This is a genomic window from Massilia sp. CT11-137, from assembly GCF_047302885.1.
Lineage (GTDB): Bacteria > Pseudomonadota > Gammaproteobacteria > Burkholderiales > Burkholderiaceae_D > Telluria > Telluria orientalis.
In genome coordinates, this window is sequence record NZ_JBKYMP010000001.1 from 1775627 (window position 1) to 1794066 (window position 18440).

The 18440-nt window shown below is 60.9% G+C and carries 15 protein-coding genes; 14 read left to right on the forward strand and 1 reads right to left on the reverse strand.

Translation table 11 applies throughout. The features are described from left to right. The first annotated feature begins 22 nt into the window (after nucleotides 1-22). The 12 genes from ACEN98_RS07900 (at nucleotide 23) to rfbC (ending at nucleotide 13866) form a co-directional block, all read left to right on the forward strand. A complete protein-coding gene (locus tag ACEN98_RS07900; RefSeq protein ID WP_413383235.1) occupies nucleotides 23-1486 on the forward strand; it encodes a hypothetical protein in 1464 nt (487 codons plus the stop codon). 21 nt (nucleotides 1487-1507) lie between these two features. Beyond that, nucleotides 1508-2119, forward strand: coding sequence for an imidazole glycerol phosphate synthase subunit HisH (hisH, locus tag ACEN98_RS07905; protein WP_413383237.1), 612 nt, complete (start codon nucleotides 1508-1510; stop codon nucleotides 2117-2119). Further along, the gene (locus ACEN98_RS07910; RefSeq protein WP_413383239.1) at nucleotides 2116-2883 is read left to right on the forward strand and encodes an AglZ/HisF2 family acetamidino modification protein; all 768 of its coding nucleotides are present in this window, start codon (nucleotides 2116-2118) and stop codon (nucleotides 2881-2883) included. Before hisH ends, ACEN98_RS07910 begins: the two co-directional genes overlap by 4 nt. Beyond that, nucleotides 2880-4001 (forward strand): N-acetyl sugar amidotransferase, encoded by a 1122-nt coding sequence (locus tag ACEN98_RS07915; RefSeq protein WP_413383241.1) that lies wholly within the window; start codon nucleotides 2880-2882, stop codon nucleotides 3999-4001. The genes ACEN98_RS07910 and ACEN98_RS07915 overlap by 4 nt, the downstream gene beginning before the upstream one ends. A gap of 2 nt (nucleotides 4002-4003) precedes the next feature. Continuing rightward, nucleotides 4004-5062, forward strand: coding sequence for a hypothetical protein (locus ACEN98_RS07920; RefSeq protein WP_413383243.1), 1059 nt, complete (start codon nucleotides 4004-4006; stop codon nucleotides 5060-5062). Continuing rightward, entirely contained in the window at nucleotides 5059-6183 is a 1125-nt protein-coding gene (locus ACEN98_RS07925) for a glycosyltransferase (protein ID WP_413383245.1), read from the forward strand. The genes ACEN98_RS07920 and ACEN98_RS07925 overlap by 4 nt, the downstream gene beginning before the upstream one ends. Before the next feature lie 68 nt (nucleotides 6184-6251). Then, nucleotides 6252-7397, forward strand: coding sequence for a glycosyltransferase family 4 protein (locus ACEN98_RS07930; protein ID WP_413383247.1), 1146 nt, complete (start codon nucleotides 6252-6254; stop codon nucleotides 7395-7397). 182 nt (nucleotides 7398-7579) lie between these two features. Next, nucleotides 7580-10372, forward strand: coding sequence for a YjbH domain-containing protein (locus ACEN98_RS07935; RefSeq protein ID WP_413383249.1), 2793 nt, complete (start codon nucleotides 7580-7582; stop codon nucleotides 10370-10372). 100 nt (nucleotides 10373-10472) lie between these two features. After that, a complete protein-coding gene (gene rfbB, locus ACEN98_RS07940; RefSeq protein WP_413383251.1) occupies nucleotides 10473-11531 on the forward strand; it encodes a dTDP-glucose 4,6-dehydratase in 1059 nt (352 codons plus the stop codon). Further along, a complete protein-coding gene (rfbD, locus tag ACEN98_RS07945) occupies nucleotides 11532-12419 on the forward strand; it encodes a dTDP-4-dehydrorhamnose reductase (RefSeq protein ID WP_413383253.1) in 888 nt (295 codons plus the stop codon). A gap of 18 nt (nucleotides 12420-12437) precedes the next feature. After that, nucleotides 12438-13307, forward strand: a complete 870-nt coding sequence (gene rfbA / locus ACEN98_RS07950) for a glucose-1-phosphate thymidylyltransferase RfbA (protein ID WP_413385962.1) — start codon at nucleotides 12438-12440, stop codon at nucleotides 13305-13307. 7 nt (nucleotides 13308-13314) lie between these two features. After that, on the forward strand, nucleotides 13315-13866 hold the full coding sequence (rfbC, locus tag ACEN98_RS07955) for a dTDP-4-dehydrorhamnose 3,5-epimerase (protein WP_056328472.1): 552 nt from the start codon (nucleotides 13315-13317) through the stop codon (nucleotides 13864-13866). Between the two features lie 226 nt (nucleotides 13867-14092). On the opposite strand, the gene ACEN98_RS07960 is transcribed toward rfbC, so the two are convergent. Beyond that, entirely contained in the window at nucleotides 14093-14413 is a 321-nt protein-coding gene (locus tag ACEN98_RS07960) for a hypothetical protein (RefSeq protein ID WP_413383255.1), read from the reverse strand. 342 nt (nucleotides 14414-14755) lie between these two features. On the opposite strand from ACEN98_RS07960, the gene flhB reads away from it, so the two are divergent. Together flhB and flhA are read left to right on the forward strand one after the other, a co-directional pair. Next, the gene (flhB, locus tag ACEN98_RS07965; RefSeq protein WP_413383257.1) at nucleotides 14756-15940 is read left to right on the forward strand and encodes a flagellar biosynthesis protein FlhB; all 1185 of its coding nucleotides are present in this window, start codon (nucleotides 14756-14758) and stop codon (nucleotides 15938-15940) included. A gap of 256 nt (nucleotides 15941-16196) precedes the next feature. Continuing rightward, on the forward strand, nucleotides 16197-18326 hold the full coding sequence (flhA, locus tag ACEN98_RS07970; protein ID WP_413383259.1) for a flagellar biosynthesis protein FlhA: 2130 nt from the start codon (nucleotides 16197-16199) through the stop codon (nucleotides 18324-18326). The last annotated feature ends 114 nt before the right edge of the window (nucleotides 18327-18440 follow it).

An 18440-nucleotide genomic window follows, 5' to 3' on the forward strand; every position in this document is an offset into this window, starting at 1 on the left:
GGTTGCCGCAACAAATTTCGTGATGCAAGAAGAATTGTCGCTTCGCCAGGTATTGGCCATCGAGGATACGCCCGGCCTCGAAGAATTTGTTTGCCCGGACACGGGCATTGTCTTATGGGCACTGATCAGGTCGGTCTTCATACGGACGATCATGTCCGACCGGCTCTACGGTACGGCACTCGAGTCCCAGAGTGGACACCGTGGCGCGCTGGGCGGTGCCTCCAAGGTCACGAAGGCTACGCGGATCGCGCGTGCCTTTCTCCATAATGCCATCACGCCCATCGGCGCAAGCCCGGTCGTCGTGATGTCGTCCGGTGCGCGCGTCGCCTGGCATGATGACCATTACTTCAATTGTCTGGGTGAATACTTTGTGGACAGTGCGCCTCAGTCGACGCTTCTGATCGAAGAAATGTTCAAGTGGCGGTGGCCATTCCCGCGCCAGCGCCGCAAAATCCTGCTACATACCCCGTTGCGCGTGACGGGTGCGCTGAGCGGCCGGCGCAACGCCGCCCGCTACCGTCCCGATAGCGAGGCATTGGTAGAACTTGCCTTTGCACGTGCCAAGACCTTATTGGACTACAAAGCCACCGATGCCCAAAAAGCATGGTTGGTACGGTTGTGCAGCACGGCGGGCGGCTCGCTCGCTACCCGCGTCGACAGTTACCGCCGCATTCTTACCCGTGCGGGCGCCAAGCTGCTGGTGAAGGAAGAGGCATGTTATGGCGGTCCCGATAACGCAAGTGCCATGATCGCGGCGCGACAGTTAGGGATTGCAACAGCCGAATACCAACATGGCTCAATTTCCGCTGGCCATAACGTGTACAATTTTGGTGCAGCACTAATGGAGAGCGCTGCGTTCCGTAAGACCTTGCCGGATTACTTTCTTTCCTACGGACCGTGGTGGTCAAGCCAAGTCAATGCGCCGGTAAAACATGTCTCGATCGGCAGTCCGCACCGCGACACCGTGGTTGACGCGGGTAAGACCGCGGCGGACAGCCGCAATGTCCTCATATTAGGCGACGGCATCGAAACCGCGCACTATCTGTCGATGGCCAGCGCGCTGGCCAAGCAGCTTGCCGGTCGCCTCGATGTCGTGTTTCGCCCGCATCCTTTGGAACGTGCCGCAGTGATTGCCGCGCATCCGGACTATGTAGCGGGGGCCGTCATGATCGACCGCAATCAGGATATTTACCAATCGTTCAAGACCAGTTGCGCGGTCGTCAGTGAGGTGTCGACCGGACTGTTCGAAGCAGTCGGCCTAGTAAAGAGTATTTTTATTTGGGATACGCCGAAATCGCGTTTCGCGTACCCATCACATCCATTTTTCAGGTTCCAGACAGTCGACCAACTGGCAGAGGCCGTCATCGCCGGTAGCGGCGCCATGGACGCCGCGCGGAACGAGCAGATCTGGAGTGCCTGCTGGCGCACCAGATACCGGGATTTCCTGGCTGCCGTGGGCGCGATCCAATCGCACGGTGGCGACTAATTTCATGATGAAGAGTTATTGATGATCGTCATTATTGACTACGGCGTAGGTAACGTCGGATCTGTTTTGAACATGTTGCGCAAAGTCGGGGCTCGGGCGCGTATCAGCGCCGACAAGGCCGATATCGAAGCAGCGGACAAGCTGATCTTGCCTGGCGTTGGCCATTTCGGTCGCGGCATGAGCAAGCTGAATGAAACCGGCTTGGTGTCCACCATAACCGACCAGGTCATGAAACATGGCAAACCGGTACTCGGTATCTGCCTGGGCATGCAAATGATGACGCGCGGGAGCGAAGAGAGCGACGCGCCCGGCTTGGGATGGGTTGATGCCTACACCCATCGATTCCCGGACAAGCCCGGGCTGCGCGTCCCGCACATGGGGTGGAACGTCGTGCGTCCGCACGGTTCGGCGAAACTGTTCGCGGCCCTCGGCCAGGAAGAGGCGGAGCGGTTTTACTTCGTGCACAGCTATTTCGTCCGTCCGGCCGATCCTGCCCACGTGGCCGCATCGTGCGACTACGGCGTGGACTTTGCAGCTGCGTTCGAAGTCAACAATATTTTTGGTGTTCAGTTCCATCCTGAAAAGAGCCATTTGTTTGGCATGGAAATGTTCCGTAGATTTATCGCGTTATGACGACAGTATTCAACCGAGTAATTCCTTGTCTTTTGTTGCAGGATGGTGGCTTGGTCAAGACCCAGCAATTTCGTCGGCCCCGTTATGTGGGCGACCCGATCAACGCCGTCCGGATCTTCAATGACAAGTATGTCGACGAACTTGTCTTCCTTGACATCGACGCCTCCCGTACCGGTGCCGAGCCGAACTACGACCTAATCCAGCGTATTGCCGGCGAATGCTTTATGCCGCTCTGCTATGGTGGCGGCATACGCACGCTGGACCATGCGCGTCGCATCGTGGCCATGGGTGTCGAGAAAATCGCGGTCAACAGCATGGCCATCGATAACACGGCGTTGTTGTCGGCCATGTCGGCGGAGCTGGGCGCAAGCAGCGTGGTGGCTGGAATCGATGTAAAGCGTGATTTTTTCGGTCGCAATCGTGTATTTCATCCCGGCAAACGCCGGCTAACCCGGCTCGATCCGGTCGAACACGCCAAGGCATTGGTGCGAGCGGGCGCCGGCGAAATTTTCCTTAACAGCGTGGACCGCGACGGGCAGGGCACAGGGTTCGATAACGACCTGATCGCGCACGTGTCGGCTGCCGTCAACGTGCCGGTCATCGCCTGCGGCGGTGCGGGTGGCCTGGCCGATATGCGTACGGCGGTACAGAGTGGTGCGTCGGCTGCGGCGGCCGGCAGCCTGTTCGTATTCTATGGTCCGCACCGTGCGGTGCTCATCAATTATCCGGCTTACGCCTCGGTGCGCGAGCTGTTTTCGAAATGACTACTCAGATTCAGGAATGCAAGCGGTGCCTCATCGATGCGAATGCGGCCGATGTCGTGTTTGATGCTGATGGAAACTGCAATTACTGCACCAATATGCTGGCCAAGCTGGCGGCCTATCAACCTGCCAGTCCCGACGTGCTTGAAGCCAAGCTGCAGCAATTCATTGACGCTGTCAAGCGCGAAGGCGCCGGCAAGCAATATGACTGCATCGTGGGGATCAGCGGCGGTGCAGACAGTGCCTATGCGCTTTACCTCGCAAAAAAACACGGCCTGCGACCGCTGGCCGTGCACATGGATAATGGCTGGAATTCCGAGCTCGCCGTCAACAATATCGAGAATCTCGTGCGCAAGCTCGGCGTGGACCTCTACACCCATGTGGTCGAGTGGCGCGAATATCGGGCATTGCAGCAGGCCTTCTTCGATGCCGATGTGATCGACGTTGAATTGTTGTACGACAACGCAATGTTGGCCGTGAACTACGGTCTTGCCAAGCGCTACGGCATCAAATACATCCTCTCTGGAAGCAACACGACCACGGAAGGCATGCGCGTACCGCGCAACTACAACTGGAATAAATACGACCGCAAGAACATCTTCGCTATCGCGCGCCGCAACAAGACCCGTGTGCGCAGCCTGCCGACGATCGGTGTGGCCGGTTTTGTGTACCACCGCCTGTTGCGTGGCACGAAATGGGTGCCATTCCTCGACTATATCGACTACAACAAGCAATCCTGTATCGATTTGCTGGTCAAGGAACTCGGCTATCGTCCTTATCCCTACAAGCACTATGAGTCGATTTTTACGCGGTTTTATCAGGGCTATCTGCTTCCGAAAAAATTCGGCATCGATAAAAGACGCCTACATTTCTCTTCCCTCATCTGCTCGGGTCAAATGACACGCGATTATGCGAGTGAGTTGTTGCAACACAGCCCCTATCCCGATCCGGACGACCTTGATGCCGACATCGATTACTTCCTGAAAAAGATGGGGTGGAGCCAGGGCGACCTCGACGAGTACCTGCGTCGAGCACCGCGCGCGCATGACACCTATGCAAGCGAAGCTCATTGGTACGCGAAATTACAGTCATTACAACAACGTTACATTCCCGGCCGATAATTATGGGTAGCGTCAGGATCAGCCACCTTGTCCTCGGTACCGCCTTCATCCTGCTGGCGTTCATCCTGTGGGCCACCAGTGATGCGTTGTTCGCCGCGCATACGAACGGACTCATCTATTATTTCTCGTCCGATGGCGGGGAGTATTTCCGTCTGTACGACATGCTTTATGCGGACGTCGAGCTCCTGGACAGTCCGACCTTGTTCATGGTCGGTTCGCCGATCCTCATGCTGAAGCTGGCGGAAGGCAACCTGTGGATTGTACAACTCGTCAACCTAACGGTAATGGCCTGCACGTTGTGGACCGCAGTTGATTGCCTGCCGGATTTCCGTAGTCGCATCAGGTTCGTCATCGGGACACTGCTGTTCCCTTATTTCCTGTTCGGATTCCTTGCCTTGAACAAGGAAGTGTACGCCATGAGTTCTGCAATCATGCTGTGTGTTTATTACTCGGCAGGGAAAAGGCGGCATCTGTTCCTGGCATTATTGCTTGGAGGAATAGCGCGCTACTATATGCTGTTGAGTATCCTCTTCGTGATTGTCGCCGTTCCCCGCGCGAAGCCCGTGCGCTATTGGGTCGTCATTGGTGCCGCACTGGCTATTTCGTTCCTGGGGCCGATCGTAAAATCGTTGATTCCTTCGTATTCGAAGGACGAGGTGCTTGATGTGGCCGGACTGACCGGCGTCATATTTACCGCGATGATCGATCATGGCGCGTATTTCATTGCCTACCCGATCAAGTATTTGTTCTTGCTGCCGCAACGACTGTACAGCTGGTTCATCGATCCGACGCGTAAAAGCAACACAATGGAGGCATGCGTGTCGCTCATCACTATGTTCGTGATGTTCCGCATCGCTCTCCTTGTCCCAAGCCGGCGTTTTCGGAGCTCGCCGCTGTTCAGGTACATCGTTATCGGAGCGATTGCGCCTTTGCCCATGATGTGGAGTGATATCATGCACTGGCGTTATTTTTCGTTCGTTTATTTCTTTTATCTCTTTGCACTCGTTCAATACCGGACCGTCTCGCCAAAGGCCGAACCGAACGACGGCCTGAAAACATGAGAAAACTCGGTCATATAGTCATCGTTTCGCCTTCCTATGGGGGAGCGGAAAAGCGCTTCTTCGACATCTTCACCGCACTGGTGCGCAGCAAGCATTCAATCCGGTTCGTTGCGCCATCAGGCCTGATCAAAAAGCTACAGGCGGATTATCCTGAACGCAGCGATATTTTTCCCTCAATGATTCCGGTGCCGCTCGCAGGCTGGAGCCGGCTCGGGTTTATCCGGAGTTTTCGCCGCGTGTTGCGAACAATTCCAAAAGGATCGCACTTCCATTACCCTTTGAATTGCCTGTGGCCGCTCCATTTTTTGCGTGGCGACAAGATTTCGATGTCCGTAGTGGATTGTACGACGGTTCCGACGATCTTTTCGCGGAAACAAGCGGACGTGTGGCATAGGCTTTCGTTCGCTTTCGTCGAGCGTATTGATGTGCTGAGTCCTGCAGTTTTCAAGGCGACCCTTAAGCCGTGGTTGCACGACCGGATTCGACTGACGCCCGGCGGCACCTATCTGGTACCTCCAGCATATGGTGCATCGGCCAAGCTTCCCCAGATAGCGTTCCTCGGACGCCTCGTGCCCGGCAAGGGTGTGGAAGACTTGCTACGCGTGCTCCCTGAATTGTGGCAACAATTGCAGACGCGCTTCGGGACCGTGTGCCGATTCAAGATCGCAGGATATGGGGCACTGGAAACGATGGTTGCGCAAAACGTGGTACGACTACGTGAATCTGGTATCCCGGTCGAATTTGCGGGATATCAGGAAGCTACGCCACTCCTGGCTGAGTCCGTGCTCGTGTTGTCACTCCAAGAAGTGACGAATTTTCCATCTCGCGTCGTGCCTGAAGCATTGTTGGCTGGTTGTGCCGTCATCGTCCGCAATACTGGCGATTCCCGTGAATTCGGTACCGGACTGCCGGGGCTCGAATATTGCAATGCAGAACTTGATGCTGCCGAACTGGCAGAACTGATATCAAAGTATGTAGCAAAAGTGATTTGGGACGCCGATTTTCAGAAAACGATCCGTGCCGAGGCTATCAAGCGATTCTCATCGCCCGAATATATCGACTATTTTGCGACAATCATCCTCGATGCACCTGCCCAAGCAAGCGAGGCGCGCGTAGAATAGTTGCCCTAGACAAAAACACTGCGATAGGTTGTGTAATTGTGGTAATTATCAAGCAAGGTGCCGGGCAAATGAGAAGCGAGAATCAAACTATTAGGTACCGGATTGGCGTTATTGCCAATACTGTGTTCTCATTAATTAACTTTCGTGGTCCGTTAATTAAGGCGATGAGCAAACGTGGTATGACCGTATATGCGTTCGCTCCAGATTACGATGAACGGACGCGCGAGGCCGTCCGCGCGCTGGGTGCGACGCCGGTCGATTATTCGCTGGCGCGTGCGGGAATGAATCCGTTCCGTGATTTTGCCGACCTGCTGAAGCTCGCGCGCCAGCTGCGCGAGTTGGAGCTCGATGCCTCCTTCAGCTATTTCATCAAGCCGGTCATTTACGGAACCTTGGCGGCTTGCCTCGCCGGCATCCCGCGCAGGGTTGCGATGATCGAAGGCGTGGGCTACGTGTTCACCGAAGGCGAGCGCTTCGGCTTACGACGGCGTGTGTTAAGGACGCTGGTCGTCCAGCTGTATAAGGTGGCGCTGAAGCAGACGCAACGGGTCTTCATGCTCAATCCCGACGACCGCAAGATGTTTGTCGAACTGGGAATGGTGGACCCGGGCAAGGTACGCCTGCTGAACGGCATCGGCGTCGACCTCGACCAATTTATCGTCGAGGAAACCTCTGCGGAAACGGTATCGTTCATCCTGATTGCACGGCTCTTGAAGGAAAAAGGCGTCTACGACTACATTGAGGCGGCCCGGATCGTGCGCCGCCAGTACCCGCGCGTTCGCTTTACACTGCTGGGAAGCGTCGATCTGAATCCCGGCTCCATCAGCCAGGAAGAGGTGCGCGCCTGGGTCGACGAAGAATTGATCGAATGGCCGGGCCATGTCCATGATGTCAAGCCCTGGATCGCCCAGGCTAGTGTGTTCGTCCTGCCCTCGTATCGGGAGGGTTTGCCTCGTAGCACTCAGGAAGTCATGGCCATGGGCAAGCCTGTCATCACGACCGACGTGCCGGGCTGCCGCGAAACTGTCGAAGATGGAGTCAACGGCTTTAAAGTACCGGTGCGCGACCCCGCGGCCCTGGCCGAGGCGATGCTCACCTTTATTCGATCGCCCCATCTAGTCGCACCGATGGGCCGGGCCAGCAGGCGCAAGGCGGAGCAGACGTTCGACGTGCATAAGATCAATGCTGAGATCCTAGAGGCAATGGGAATTTGAACACTGAGGGGTTATTGGATACTTTGGCATCAGCGCTCGCACCCTGTTCCGGCACAAGCATTGCTTGCGCCGGCTCCATTTCGCCCGGTATATTTCCACGCATTAACTATCGAATGTCAGTCAATTCCTAAGTGTCAAAACAAATCAAATTAACGTTGAAGTACTCTTGGTATGGATGGTTGATGCTGGGTGCCAGCGCATTCGCTTCGACGCCAGGCGTCCAAGGTCAGTCCGGTTATGTGAACATGCCAAGTGCTTGGGTTGAGTCGGATGGTACGGTTACGACCGGCTACGGTTACGACCAGCCCTACGGTAGCTTCTGGATCAGTTCGACCGTGCTGCCTTTCCTGCAAGTGACTGGGCGTTATGTATCGATTACCGGCATTCCCGGCTTTTCGAGCGTGCGTGATCAATATGGCAGTGGTTATGGTCGCTACAAGGATAAGGTCGTTGACGCCAAACTGCGGATACTGAGCGATTCGGGCTGGCTCCCGGAAGTGGCCGTCGGTGCCACTGATCTGCTGGGCACCGAGTTGTTCAAGGGGCAGTATGTCGTAGCCAGCAAAGTTTTCGGCAGCGCCAAGAATGTTGAAGCCAGCATCGGCTACGGACATCGCCGCCCTGACGGGGTATTTGCGGGTATACGTTGGGCGCCCCTGGCTGCGCCCGGTTGGGCCGTCGTGGCCGAGTACGATGCCAACGACTACAAGAAGGACTTTCAGGCGTCCCGCACTGCTGCAGGCAAACGCGAAAAAGGCCCCGCCGTCGGCCTCGAATACCGCTGGGGCTGGCTCGGCGCCCAGGTCGCCCGGCATCGCGACCATTTCAGTGCCAACGCCTATCTCAGCATCCCGTTCGGCGAACGCGAATTCGTCCCCAAGCTGTACGAACCTGCCCCGTTCGACCCGAAGCAGGCGCCGCCGCGCGTCACGGGCGAGGAATGGCAGCAGCAGCCCAGCCATGGCGCGGCGCTCGTGCAGGCGCTGATCAAGCAGGATTTCAAGAACGTCCGCGTCACGTTCGAAGACGGCACGCTGAAGCTGTCGTTGACGAACAGTCGCATCTCCAATCTCGGCCGCGCGGTCGGCCGTGCGGCGCGTACCGCGCTTGCCTTTGCGCCGCAAGGCACGCGCCGGATGCAAATCGCGTACACGAAACTGGAACAGCCCATCGCGACGTATGAATTTACCGATCTGCAGAGTCTGACGGACTATTTGACCGGGTTGTCGAATCGCGAGGCCTTCCTGCAGACCGTCATCGTGCGTTATGCCCAGCCGAGCGATCAGATCGGAGAGGACCAGCACGGCATGCTGGCTGCCGTCGCGAACGAGGGCGCCTTGCAGGTCCAGGTCGGTCAGGACGGCAACACAGTCCAGCTGGCATCGGAAGACCGCGAGGCGAACCGCTTCAAGGTGTATCCCAAGGTGTCGATGTTCTTCAACGACCCGAGCGGCGCCTTGCGCTACGAACTGTGGGCTGCAGGTACCTATGACCGTCGCCTGGCCCCGGGCCTGTTCCTGAACAGCGATTTCAAGCTCACGGTGTACGAGACCGTGTCGGGCGTCACGCAGGCGTCCAACAGCCTGCTGCCCCACGTGCGCTCGGACATCGCCGACTACAAGCGCGGCGGTCGTTTCAAGCTGAACCGGTTGATGCTCAACAAGTACATGATGCCGTCCGAACGGGTGTACGCGCGCGTCTCCGGCGGTCTGTACGAAGAGATGTTCCGCGGCATCGGCGGCCAGGTGTTGTACCTGCCGAAGGACAGCCGCTGGGCCGCCGACGTGAACGTCGACGCCCTGCAGCAGCGCGGCGTGAAAGGGTGGTTCGACAAGCGCGACTACCAGACCGTCAGCGGCTTCGCGTCCCTGCATTACAAGTTGCCGTACGACGTCACCGCGACGGCCCGCGCCGGCCGCTTCCTCGCCAAGGACAACGGCGTGCGCATGGAGTTCAAGCGGCGCTTCCCGTCCGGTGTGGAAATCGGCGCCTGGTACACGAAGACGAGCGGCAAGGACATCACGAACCCGGGCTCGCCGTCGAACCCGTACAACGACAAGGGTATCTTCCTGTCGGTGCCGCTGAACATCATGCTGCTGTCCGACACGCAGACCACCGCAGGCGTGGCCCTGTCGCCATGGACGCGCGACGTCGGCCAGATGGTGGCGAGCCCGGGCGACCTGTACGACCTCGTCGAGCAGCCGCGCCGCGACATGAACACGTTCGACGGTCTCGGCAACTTCGCCGAGCGGCGCGACGAACAGAACCTCCCGGCCGTGAATCCGCCCGTGGACGCCATGCCGAACCCGTGGCCGCTGTTCCGCATGCGCGTGGAACAATCCGTCAAGTCGACGCCGACGCTGCCGCAATGGGGCAACGGCGCCATCATCGGCGGCGGCGCGATCCTGGCCAGCGCACTGCTCGACAAGCCGGTCGATCGTTTCATGAAGAAGCACCAGGGCTCCAGCGTCGCGCGGGCCTGGAACAATATTGGCAAGGCGACGCCGGTCGTCCTGGCAGGCGCCGCGGCCGGGGCCGTCGCGTTTGGCGATGCGCGCATGCAGAACATTGGTATCATCTCGCTCGAATCGGTCGTCGGGGCCGCGGCCCTGTCGATCGGGGCGAAGCATCTCGCCGGGCGTGCCCGGCCGATCGACGGGAAGGGACAGTGGGGCAAGGCCGCGGACAAGTCGAATGCGTCGTTCCCGTCCAATCACGCCAGCGTGGCGTTCGCGGCAGTGACGCCGTTCGCCCAGGAATACGATGCCCCGTGGCTGTACGGCCTGGCCGCCGCCGGCTCGCTGGGCCGCACGGCGGGACGCCAGCACTGGGTCTCCGACGTCGTGGCCGGCGGCGTCCTCGGCATGGCCGTGGGCGGCTGGCTGTGGCAGGCGCAGCGCGACAATGTGCGTTCGAGCTTCGCCGTGACGCCAGGCACGAATTCCGTTAGCGTGGCGTGGTTCGGGACTTATTGATAAAATGTAATCTTTGATCGCGCGGTGGCACCGGATATCCGGGCCGGCCAACCTGGCGCTCGACCGGCCCGTGCGGATCTGTCAACCGGGGAGTGACTATATGATTTTGACGACAGGCGGCGCCGGCTTCATCGGCAGTAATTTCGTGCTGGACTGGTGCGGCTTGACCGACGAGCCGGTCATCAACCTCGACAAGCTGACGTATGCCGGCAACCTCGAGAACCTGGCCAGCCTGCGCGACAACCCCAGGCACATCTTCGTGCAGGGCGACATCGGCGACGTGGACCTCGTGCGGCGCCTGCTGCAGGAACACCAGCCGCGCGCCGTCGTGAATTTCGCGGCCGAGAGCCACGTGGACCGCAGCATCCACGGCCCGGGCGAATTCATCCAGACGAACATCGTCGGCACGTTCCACCTGCTCGAAGCCGTGCGCGAATACTGGAGCGCGCTGCCGGACGACCGCAAGGCCGCGTTCCGCTTCCTGCACGTGTCGACCGACGAAGTCTACGGCTCGCTCGGCAAGGACGACCCCGCGTTCCGCGAGACGAACCGTTACGAACCGAACAGCCCGTATTCCGCCAGCAAGGCGGCCAGCGACCACCTCGTGCGCGCGTATCACCACACGTATGGCCTGCCGGTGCTGACCACCAATTGCTCGAACAACTATGGTCCTTACCACTTCCCGGAAAAGCTGATCCCGCTGTGCATCCACAATGCACTGGCCGGCAAGCCGCTGCCGATCTACGGCGACGGCCAGCAGATCCGCGACTGGCTGTACGTGAAGGATCACTGCTCGGCCATCCGCCGCGTGCTCGAAGGGGGCCAGCTGGGCGAGGTCTACAACGTCGGCGGCTGGAACGAGAAGGCCAACCTCGACGTCGTCAAGACGCTGTGCGCGATCCTCGACGAACTGAGCCCGCGCGCGGACGGCCAGTCGTACGCGACCCAGATCACCTTCGTTACCGACCGCCCCGGCCATGACCGCCGCTACGCGATCGATGCAACCAGGCTCGAGCGCGAGCTGGGCTGGAAGCCGGCCGAGACGTTCGAGACGGGCATCCGCAAGACGGTGCAGTGGTACCTCGACAACCAGGAATGGGTGCAGCACGTGACGAGCGGCAGCTACCGCGCCTGGGTCGGCCAACAATACGGTGCTTGAATGAAGATTCTCCTGACCGGCAAGAACGGCCAGCTCGGCTTCGAACTGCAGCGCGCGCTGGCGCCGCTCGGCGAAGTCATCGCCGTCGGCACGCAGGATTGCAACCTGGCCGACGCCGACGCGCTGCGCGCGCTGGTGCGCCGCGTCGCGCCGGACGTGATCGTCAATCCGGCGGCGTACACGGCCGTCGACAAGGCCGAGTCCGACGAAGCGGCGGCCCGTGCCGTCAACGCCGTCGCCCCGGCCATCCTGGGCGAGGAGGGCGCGAAGCTGGGCGCGCTCGTGCTGCATTATTCGACGGACTACGTGTTCGACGGCACGAAGCAGGGCGCCTATACGGAAAACGATGCGCCGGCGCCGCAGAGCGTCTACGGCCGCACGAAGCTGGAGGGCGAACAAGGCCTGGCGGCCGCCAATCCGCGCCACCTGATCCTGCGCACGAGCTGGGTCGTAGGCGCGCACGGCGGCAATTTCGCCAAGACGATGCTGCGCCTGGCGGGCGAGCGCGACAAGCTCACCGTCGTCGCCGACCAGTTCGGCGCCCCGACGCCGGCCGCGCTGCTGGCCGACCTCAGCGCCCACCTCGTGCGCGAGCATGCGCGCACGCGCGGCACCGGCTTCCCCTATGGCACGTATCACGTCGCGGCGGGTGGCGAGACGAGCTGGCACGGCTATGCGCAATTCGTGATCGGCGAGGCGCTGGCGGCCGGAAAAAATCTCAAAACCAGTGTGGATGCCGTGGCGCCGCTGGCCACCGAGCAGTATCCGACGCCGGCCAGACGCCCCCTCAATTCGCGGCTCGATACGAGCCGCTTCCGCACGACGTTCGACCTGCGCCTGCCGCCGTGGCAGGAAGGCGTGCGCCACGTGCTCCGGCAAATCCTGTAAGAGGCAGCCATGTCCCAAATCAAGCGTAAAGGCATCATCCTGGCCGGCGGTTCCGGCACTCGGCTGTATCCGGTGACCCAGGCCGTCAGCAAGCAGCTGATGCCGGTCTACGACAAGCCGATGATCTACTACCCGCTCAGCACCTTGATGCTGACCGGCATCCGCGAGGTGCTCGTTATCAGCACGCCCCAGGACACGCCCCGTTTTGCCGACCTGCTTGGCGACGGCAGCCGCTGGGGCATGAGCATCCAGTATGCCGTCCAGCCGTCGCCGGACGGCCTGGCCCAGGCCTTCATCATCGGCAAGGATTTCGTGGGCAACGACCCGAGCGCGCTCGTCCTGGGCGACAACATCTTTTACGGTCACGACCTTGTAAAACAACTGCACAGCGCCAACGAGCGCACCGACAGCGCCACCGTGTTCGCCTACCACGTGCAGGATCCCGAGCGCTACGGCGTGGTCGAGTTCGATGCGGACCACCGTGCCCTGAGCATCGAGGAAAAGCCGAAGGCGCCGAAATCGTCGTATGCCGTGACCGGCCTGTACTTCTACGACAACGACGTGTGTAACGTGGCGGCCGACATCAAGCCGTCGGCGCGCGGCGAGCTGGAGATCACCGACGTCAACCGCTGCTACCTCGAGCGCGACAAGCTGAACGTCGAGATCATGGGCCGCGGCTTTGCCTGGCTCGACACCGGCACGCACGACAGCCTGCTGGAGGCGGCCAGCTTCATCGCGACCTTGCAGAAGCGGCAGGGCCTGCAGGTGGCGTGCCCGGAAGAGATCGCCTACCGCCAGGGCTGGATCGACGCCGCCGCGCTGCAGAAGCTCGCCGCACCGCTGGCCAAGAACGGCTACGGCAATTATCTTTTGAACCTGTTGAAATAGTCCGCCCATGCCATATACCGTTACCCCGACCGCCATTCCAGACGTCCTGATGCTGGAGCCGAAAGTCTTCGGCGACGCGCGCGGCTTCTTTTACGAAAGCTTCAATGCGCGCGACTTTGCCCAGGCCACCGGCGTCGACGCCCAGTTCGTGCAGGACAACCATAGCAAGTCGGCCAAGGGTGTATTACGCGGATTGCATTACCAGATCCAGCATGCCCAGGGCAAGCTGGTGCGGGTGGTGCGGGGCAGCGTGTTCGATGTCGCGGTCGATCTGCGCAAGTCGTCACCGACTTTCGGCCGCTGGGTGGGCGTGGAGCTGAGCGGGGACAATCATCGCCAGCTGTGGGTGCCGCCGGGCTTCGCGCACGGTTTCGTCGTCCTGAGCGAATCCGCCGAATTCCTGTACAAGACGACGGATTACTGGTATCCGGAGCATGAGCGCAGCCTGTCGTGGAACGATCCGGCCATCGGCATCGGCTGGCCCATCGATTTCGTGCCGCAGCTGGCGGCCAAGGACCAGGCCGGGAAACTGCTCGCGCAAGCCGAAGTGTTCGACTGAGCGCGGGGCAGTACCTGCCAAAGAAAACGGCCGCTGTTGCGGCCGTTTTCCTTGCAGTGCCCAAACCGGAACGCGCACGCGTTCCAGATCGTAGGGTGGGCGGCCTCCGCCCACGCATAACATCAACGCGACTCGTACGTCACGACTCGTACGTCACGCGTGGGCACGGGGTGCCCACCCTACGGGTTCTTCTGAACTGAACGGCATTACGCTGTTCCGGCGTGGATCAGTGGTGCGTCGTGGTCGAGTGGTTCGTGGTCGAACCGTTGTCCGACGAAGCGACGGCCACGGCGGCGACAGCGGCGCCAATCGCGGCCACGGTGCCGACCGACAGACCAGCGATCGCGGTCGTGCCCATGAAGCCCGTACCCGTTGCGGCGGTGCCCGCGGTACCGGCAGCGGAGCCGGTGCCTGCGGCGGAGCCCGAGGCGGTGCCAGTCTGGCCGGTAGCGGCAGTGTTACCCGCGTTGGCGGTTGCGGCTTCTTGAGCCAGGACCTGGGCCGACAGCAGGCTCAGAATGGCGGTCGTGACGAGAAATTTCTTCATTTCGTATCCTTTGTTCGATTAACGGGGCACCTGCGCATGGCAATGTTGCTTGACTCATTATATAGCAAGCCAACATTGCTTTGATTCATCAAATGCCGGTTTTATGGCTAGCTCAGCCGAAAATGTCATCTTTTTTCGACATAAGCAATTTGCAATTTTGACAGATAGTGGAACACATTCCTATCACTTTTACCGAGTGTGTTGTGTGTTCACATTGGTATGCCCGTAGAAGAATGCACATCGTAAACACGATATGCAGGCTGTTTGCCGTCCTTCTTTTTCTCTAGGTCTGCGGCAACATCTGGAATAATGCCAGCCTGAACCAAAGTAACGGAGTGCGGGATGGCGGAAGACAGCGACGCGGAACGGACCGAACCAGCGTCAGAGAAGCGGCTGAGGCAGGCGCGCGAAGACGGCGACATTCCCCGTTCGCGCGAAGTTGCGACTTTTACCGTTTTGATGACGGCCGGCGCCGGCATGTGGATGCTGGGCGGCGGGCTCGTCAACACGCTGTCGTCCGTGCTGGAGCGCGGGCTGTCGCTCGACCGCGAGCAGATCTACAACCCGAACGTGCTGGTCGAACGCATTCTCGCCGACGTGGTTCGCGTGCTGCTGGCCTGCCTGCCGCTGGCGGGCGCCATCATGCTCATGATGCTGGCGGCGCCCCTGCTGATCGGCGGCTGGAATTTCAGCGCCAAGGCGTTCACGCCCAATTTCGGCAAACTCAATCCGATGCGCGGCCTGGGCAACATGGTGTCGACCAATGCGCTCGTCGAGCTGCTGAAGGCCGTCGCCAAGACGCTGCTCGTCGGCGCGGTCGGGTGGTTCGTCGTGATGAGCCAGAAGGATGCCGTGATCGGCCTCGTCGTCGAACCGTTCGGTACGGCCGCGCCGCACCTGGGCAGCATCCTCGCCAAGGCATTCCTGACCATGGTCGGCGCGCTGGGCGCCATCGCCATCCTCGACGGTCCGTACCAGATGTGGCATTACGCCGACAAGCTCAAGATGACGCGCCAGGAAGTGATCCAGGAATCGAAGGAATCGGACGGCAACCCGCAGATCAAGGGCAAGATCCGCCAGATGCAGCGCGAGATGGCGCAGAAGCGCATGATGTCCAACGTCCCGACCGCCGACGTGGTCGTGACCAACCCGACCCACTTCGCCGTCGCGCTCAAGTACGCGGACGGGCAGCGGGGCGCGCCGCGCGTCGTGGCCAAGGGTACCGACGAGGTCGCGGCGAAGATCCGCGAGATCGCGAAGGAAAACAAGGTCGCGCTGCTGGAGGCGCCGGCCCTGGCGCGTGCGCTGTACAAGCACACGGAAATCGACGACGAGATCCCGGAAGCGCTGTACTCGGCCGTGGCCGAAGTGCTGGCCTACGTCTTCCAGCTGCGCGCCTACAGCAAGGGCACGCTCGACCAGTATCCGGACCGTCCGAAGAAACTGCCGGTTCCGCCGGAAATGGACCCGTTCAACCCCGCGTCGCAGAAGCCGGGTACCGATGCGGGAGCCGGTACGCCGCACTGATCACGCCGGCACATCGCATGCGTCACGCGTGGGCGGAGGACCGCCCACCCTACGGCCGGCATGGTGCCCCCAGGGTGGGCACCCCGTGCCCACGCGAACGCCAGCACGCTAGGGTGGTCACCCCGTGCCCACGCGAAAGCCAGCGTGACGCGAACGCCGCCCACCCACGAATTGCGAGGTTATTCCCCGTCTCCTTCCCGCATAGTTTCCGTGGGGCATCAGCAATAATGGCGTATCCCTGAATGATGGAGTACGCATGAACGGTTTCAGATTGCCAGCCTGGCTGCAACAGATCGGTGCCCGCAGCAACGCGCTGGCGGCGCCGATCCTGATCATCCTGCTGCTGGTAATGATGATCCTGCCGTTGCCGGCATTCGCGCTCGACCTGTTCTTCAGCTTCAACATCGCGATGTCCGTGATCGTGCTGCTGACCGCGTTGTACACGGTCAAGCCGCTCGATTTCATGGCGTTCCCGGCCGTGCTGCTCGTGACGACCATGCTGCGCCTGTCGCTGAACGTCGCGTCCACGCGCGTCGTGCTGACCGAGGGCCACACGGGCGGCGCCGCGGCCGGCAAGGTGATCGAGGCATTCGGCCACTTCCTGATCGGCGGCAACTACACGGTCGGTCTCGTCGTCTTCATCATTCTCACCATTATCAACTTCACGGTCGTGACCAAGGGTGCGGGCCGTATCGCCGAGGTGGGCGCGCGCTTCGCCCTCGACGCGATGCCCGGCAAGCAGATGGCGATCGACGCCGACCTGAACGCCGGCCTGATCGGCGAAGAGGATGCCAAGCGCCGCCGCTCCGAAGTGTCGATGGAAGCCGAGTTCTACGGCGCCATGGACGGTGCGTCGAAATACGTGCGCGGCGACGCCGTGGCCGGCATCCTCGTCACCGTGATCAACGTCGTCGGCGGCCTGATCGTCGGCATGGTCCAGCACGACATGGCCTTTGGCGACGCCGTCAAGAACTACACGCTGCTCGCCATCGGTGACGGCCTCGTCGCGCAGATCCCGTCGCTGATCATCTCGATCGCGGCCGGTATGGTCGTGTCGCGCGTGGCCAGCGACAAGGACGTGGGTTCGCAAGTCGTCAGCCAGCTGTTCGCGAAACCGGAAGTGCTGTACATCACGGGCGGCATCATCGGCGGCATGGGCCTGATCCCGGGCATGCCGAACCTCGTGTTCCTGCTGCTGGGCAGCACGCTGTTCGGTGGCGCCTATCTGCTGGAAAAGCGCCGCAAGAACATGCCGCCGGAAGAATTGCAGCGCGCGGGCGGCGGTGCGGGCCCGGCAGGCTCGCCCGGCGGAGGCGCCGCCGCGGCCACCACGCCCGCGGAGCAGGAAGAGGCGAGTTGGCAGGACGTCATGCCGGTCGACACGCTCGGACTGGAAGTGGGCTACCGCCTGATTCCGCTCGTCGACAAGGCGCAGAACGGCGAACTGCTGAAGCGCATCAAGGGCATCCGCAAGAAGTTCGCGCAGGAAGTCGGCTTCCTGGCGCCGCCGGTGCACATCCGCGACAACCTGGAGCTGAAACCGTCGGCCTACCGCATCACGCTGAAGGGCGTCGAAGTGGGCAGCGGCGAGGCGATGAACGGCCAGTACCTGGCGATCAACCCGGGCATGGCGAGCGGCACCCTGCCGGGCCTCGTGACGACGGACCCCGCGTTCGGCCTGCCGGCCATCTGGATCGACGCCGCGCTGAAGGACGACGCGCAGAGCATGGGCTATACCGTCGTCGACGCCGGCACCGTCGTCGCCACGCACCTGAACCACCTGATCACGACGCACGCGTCGGAACTGCTGGGCCGCATGGAAGTGCAGGCGCTGCTCGACCACCTGGCCAAGGATGCACCGAAACTGGTCGAAGACCTGGTGCCGAAGGTCGTGTCGCTGTCGACGTTGCAGAAAGTGCTGCAGAACCTGTTGCAGGAAGGCGTGCACATCCGCGACATGCGCACGATCATCGAGACGCTGTCCGAGCATGCGGGCAGCACGAACGATCCAAACGACTTGACCGCGCTGGTGCGTGTGTCGCTGGGCCGCGCCATCGTGCAGCAATTGTTCCCGGGCACGAACGAACTGTCCGTGATGACCCTGGACAACCGCCTCGAACGCCTGCTCGTGCAGGCCCTGAACGCCGGCGGCGACGGCACGGGCATCGAGCCTGGCCTGGCGGACACGATCGTCCAGCAGGCTGCCAATGCTGCGCAGCAACAAGAGGCGATGGGACTGACGCCGGTGCTCCTCGTGCCGGGGCCGCTGCGGACGCTGTTGTCGCGGTTCCTGCGTCGGGCGTTGCCGCAGCTCAAGGTCTTGTCACACTCGGAAATTCCCGAATCCAAGACAATTCGTGTCACGAGCCTCGTTGGCGCGAATTGATTGGCGTAAGGAAATTTGTTGGGATTCTTTCGAGGCCGCAGCGCAACAATCGCTTCGCCAATAGTGCCAAAAGTCGATTGGTAGAGTTGATTTATGCTAACATCCTTGCGCTCT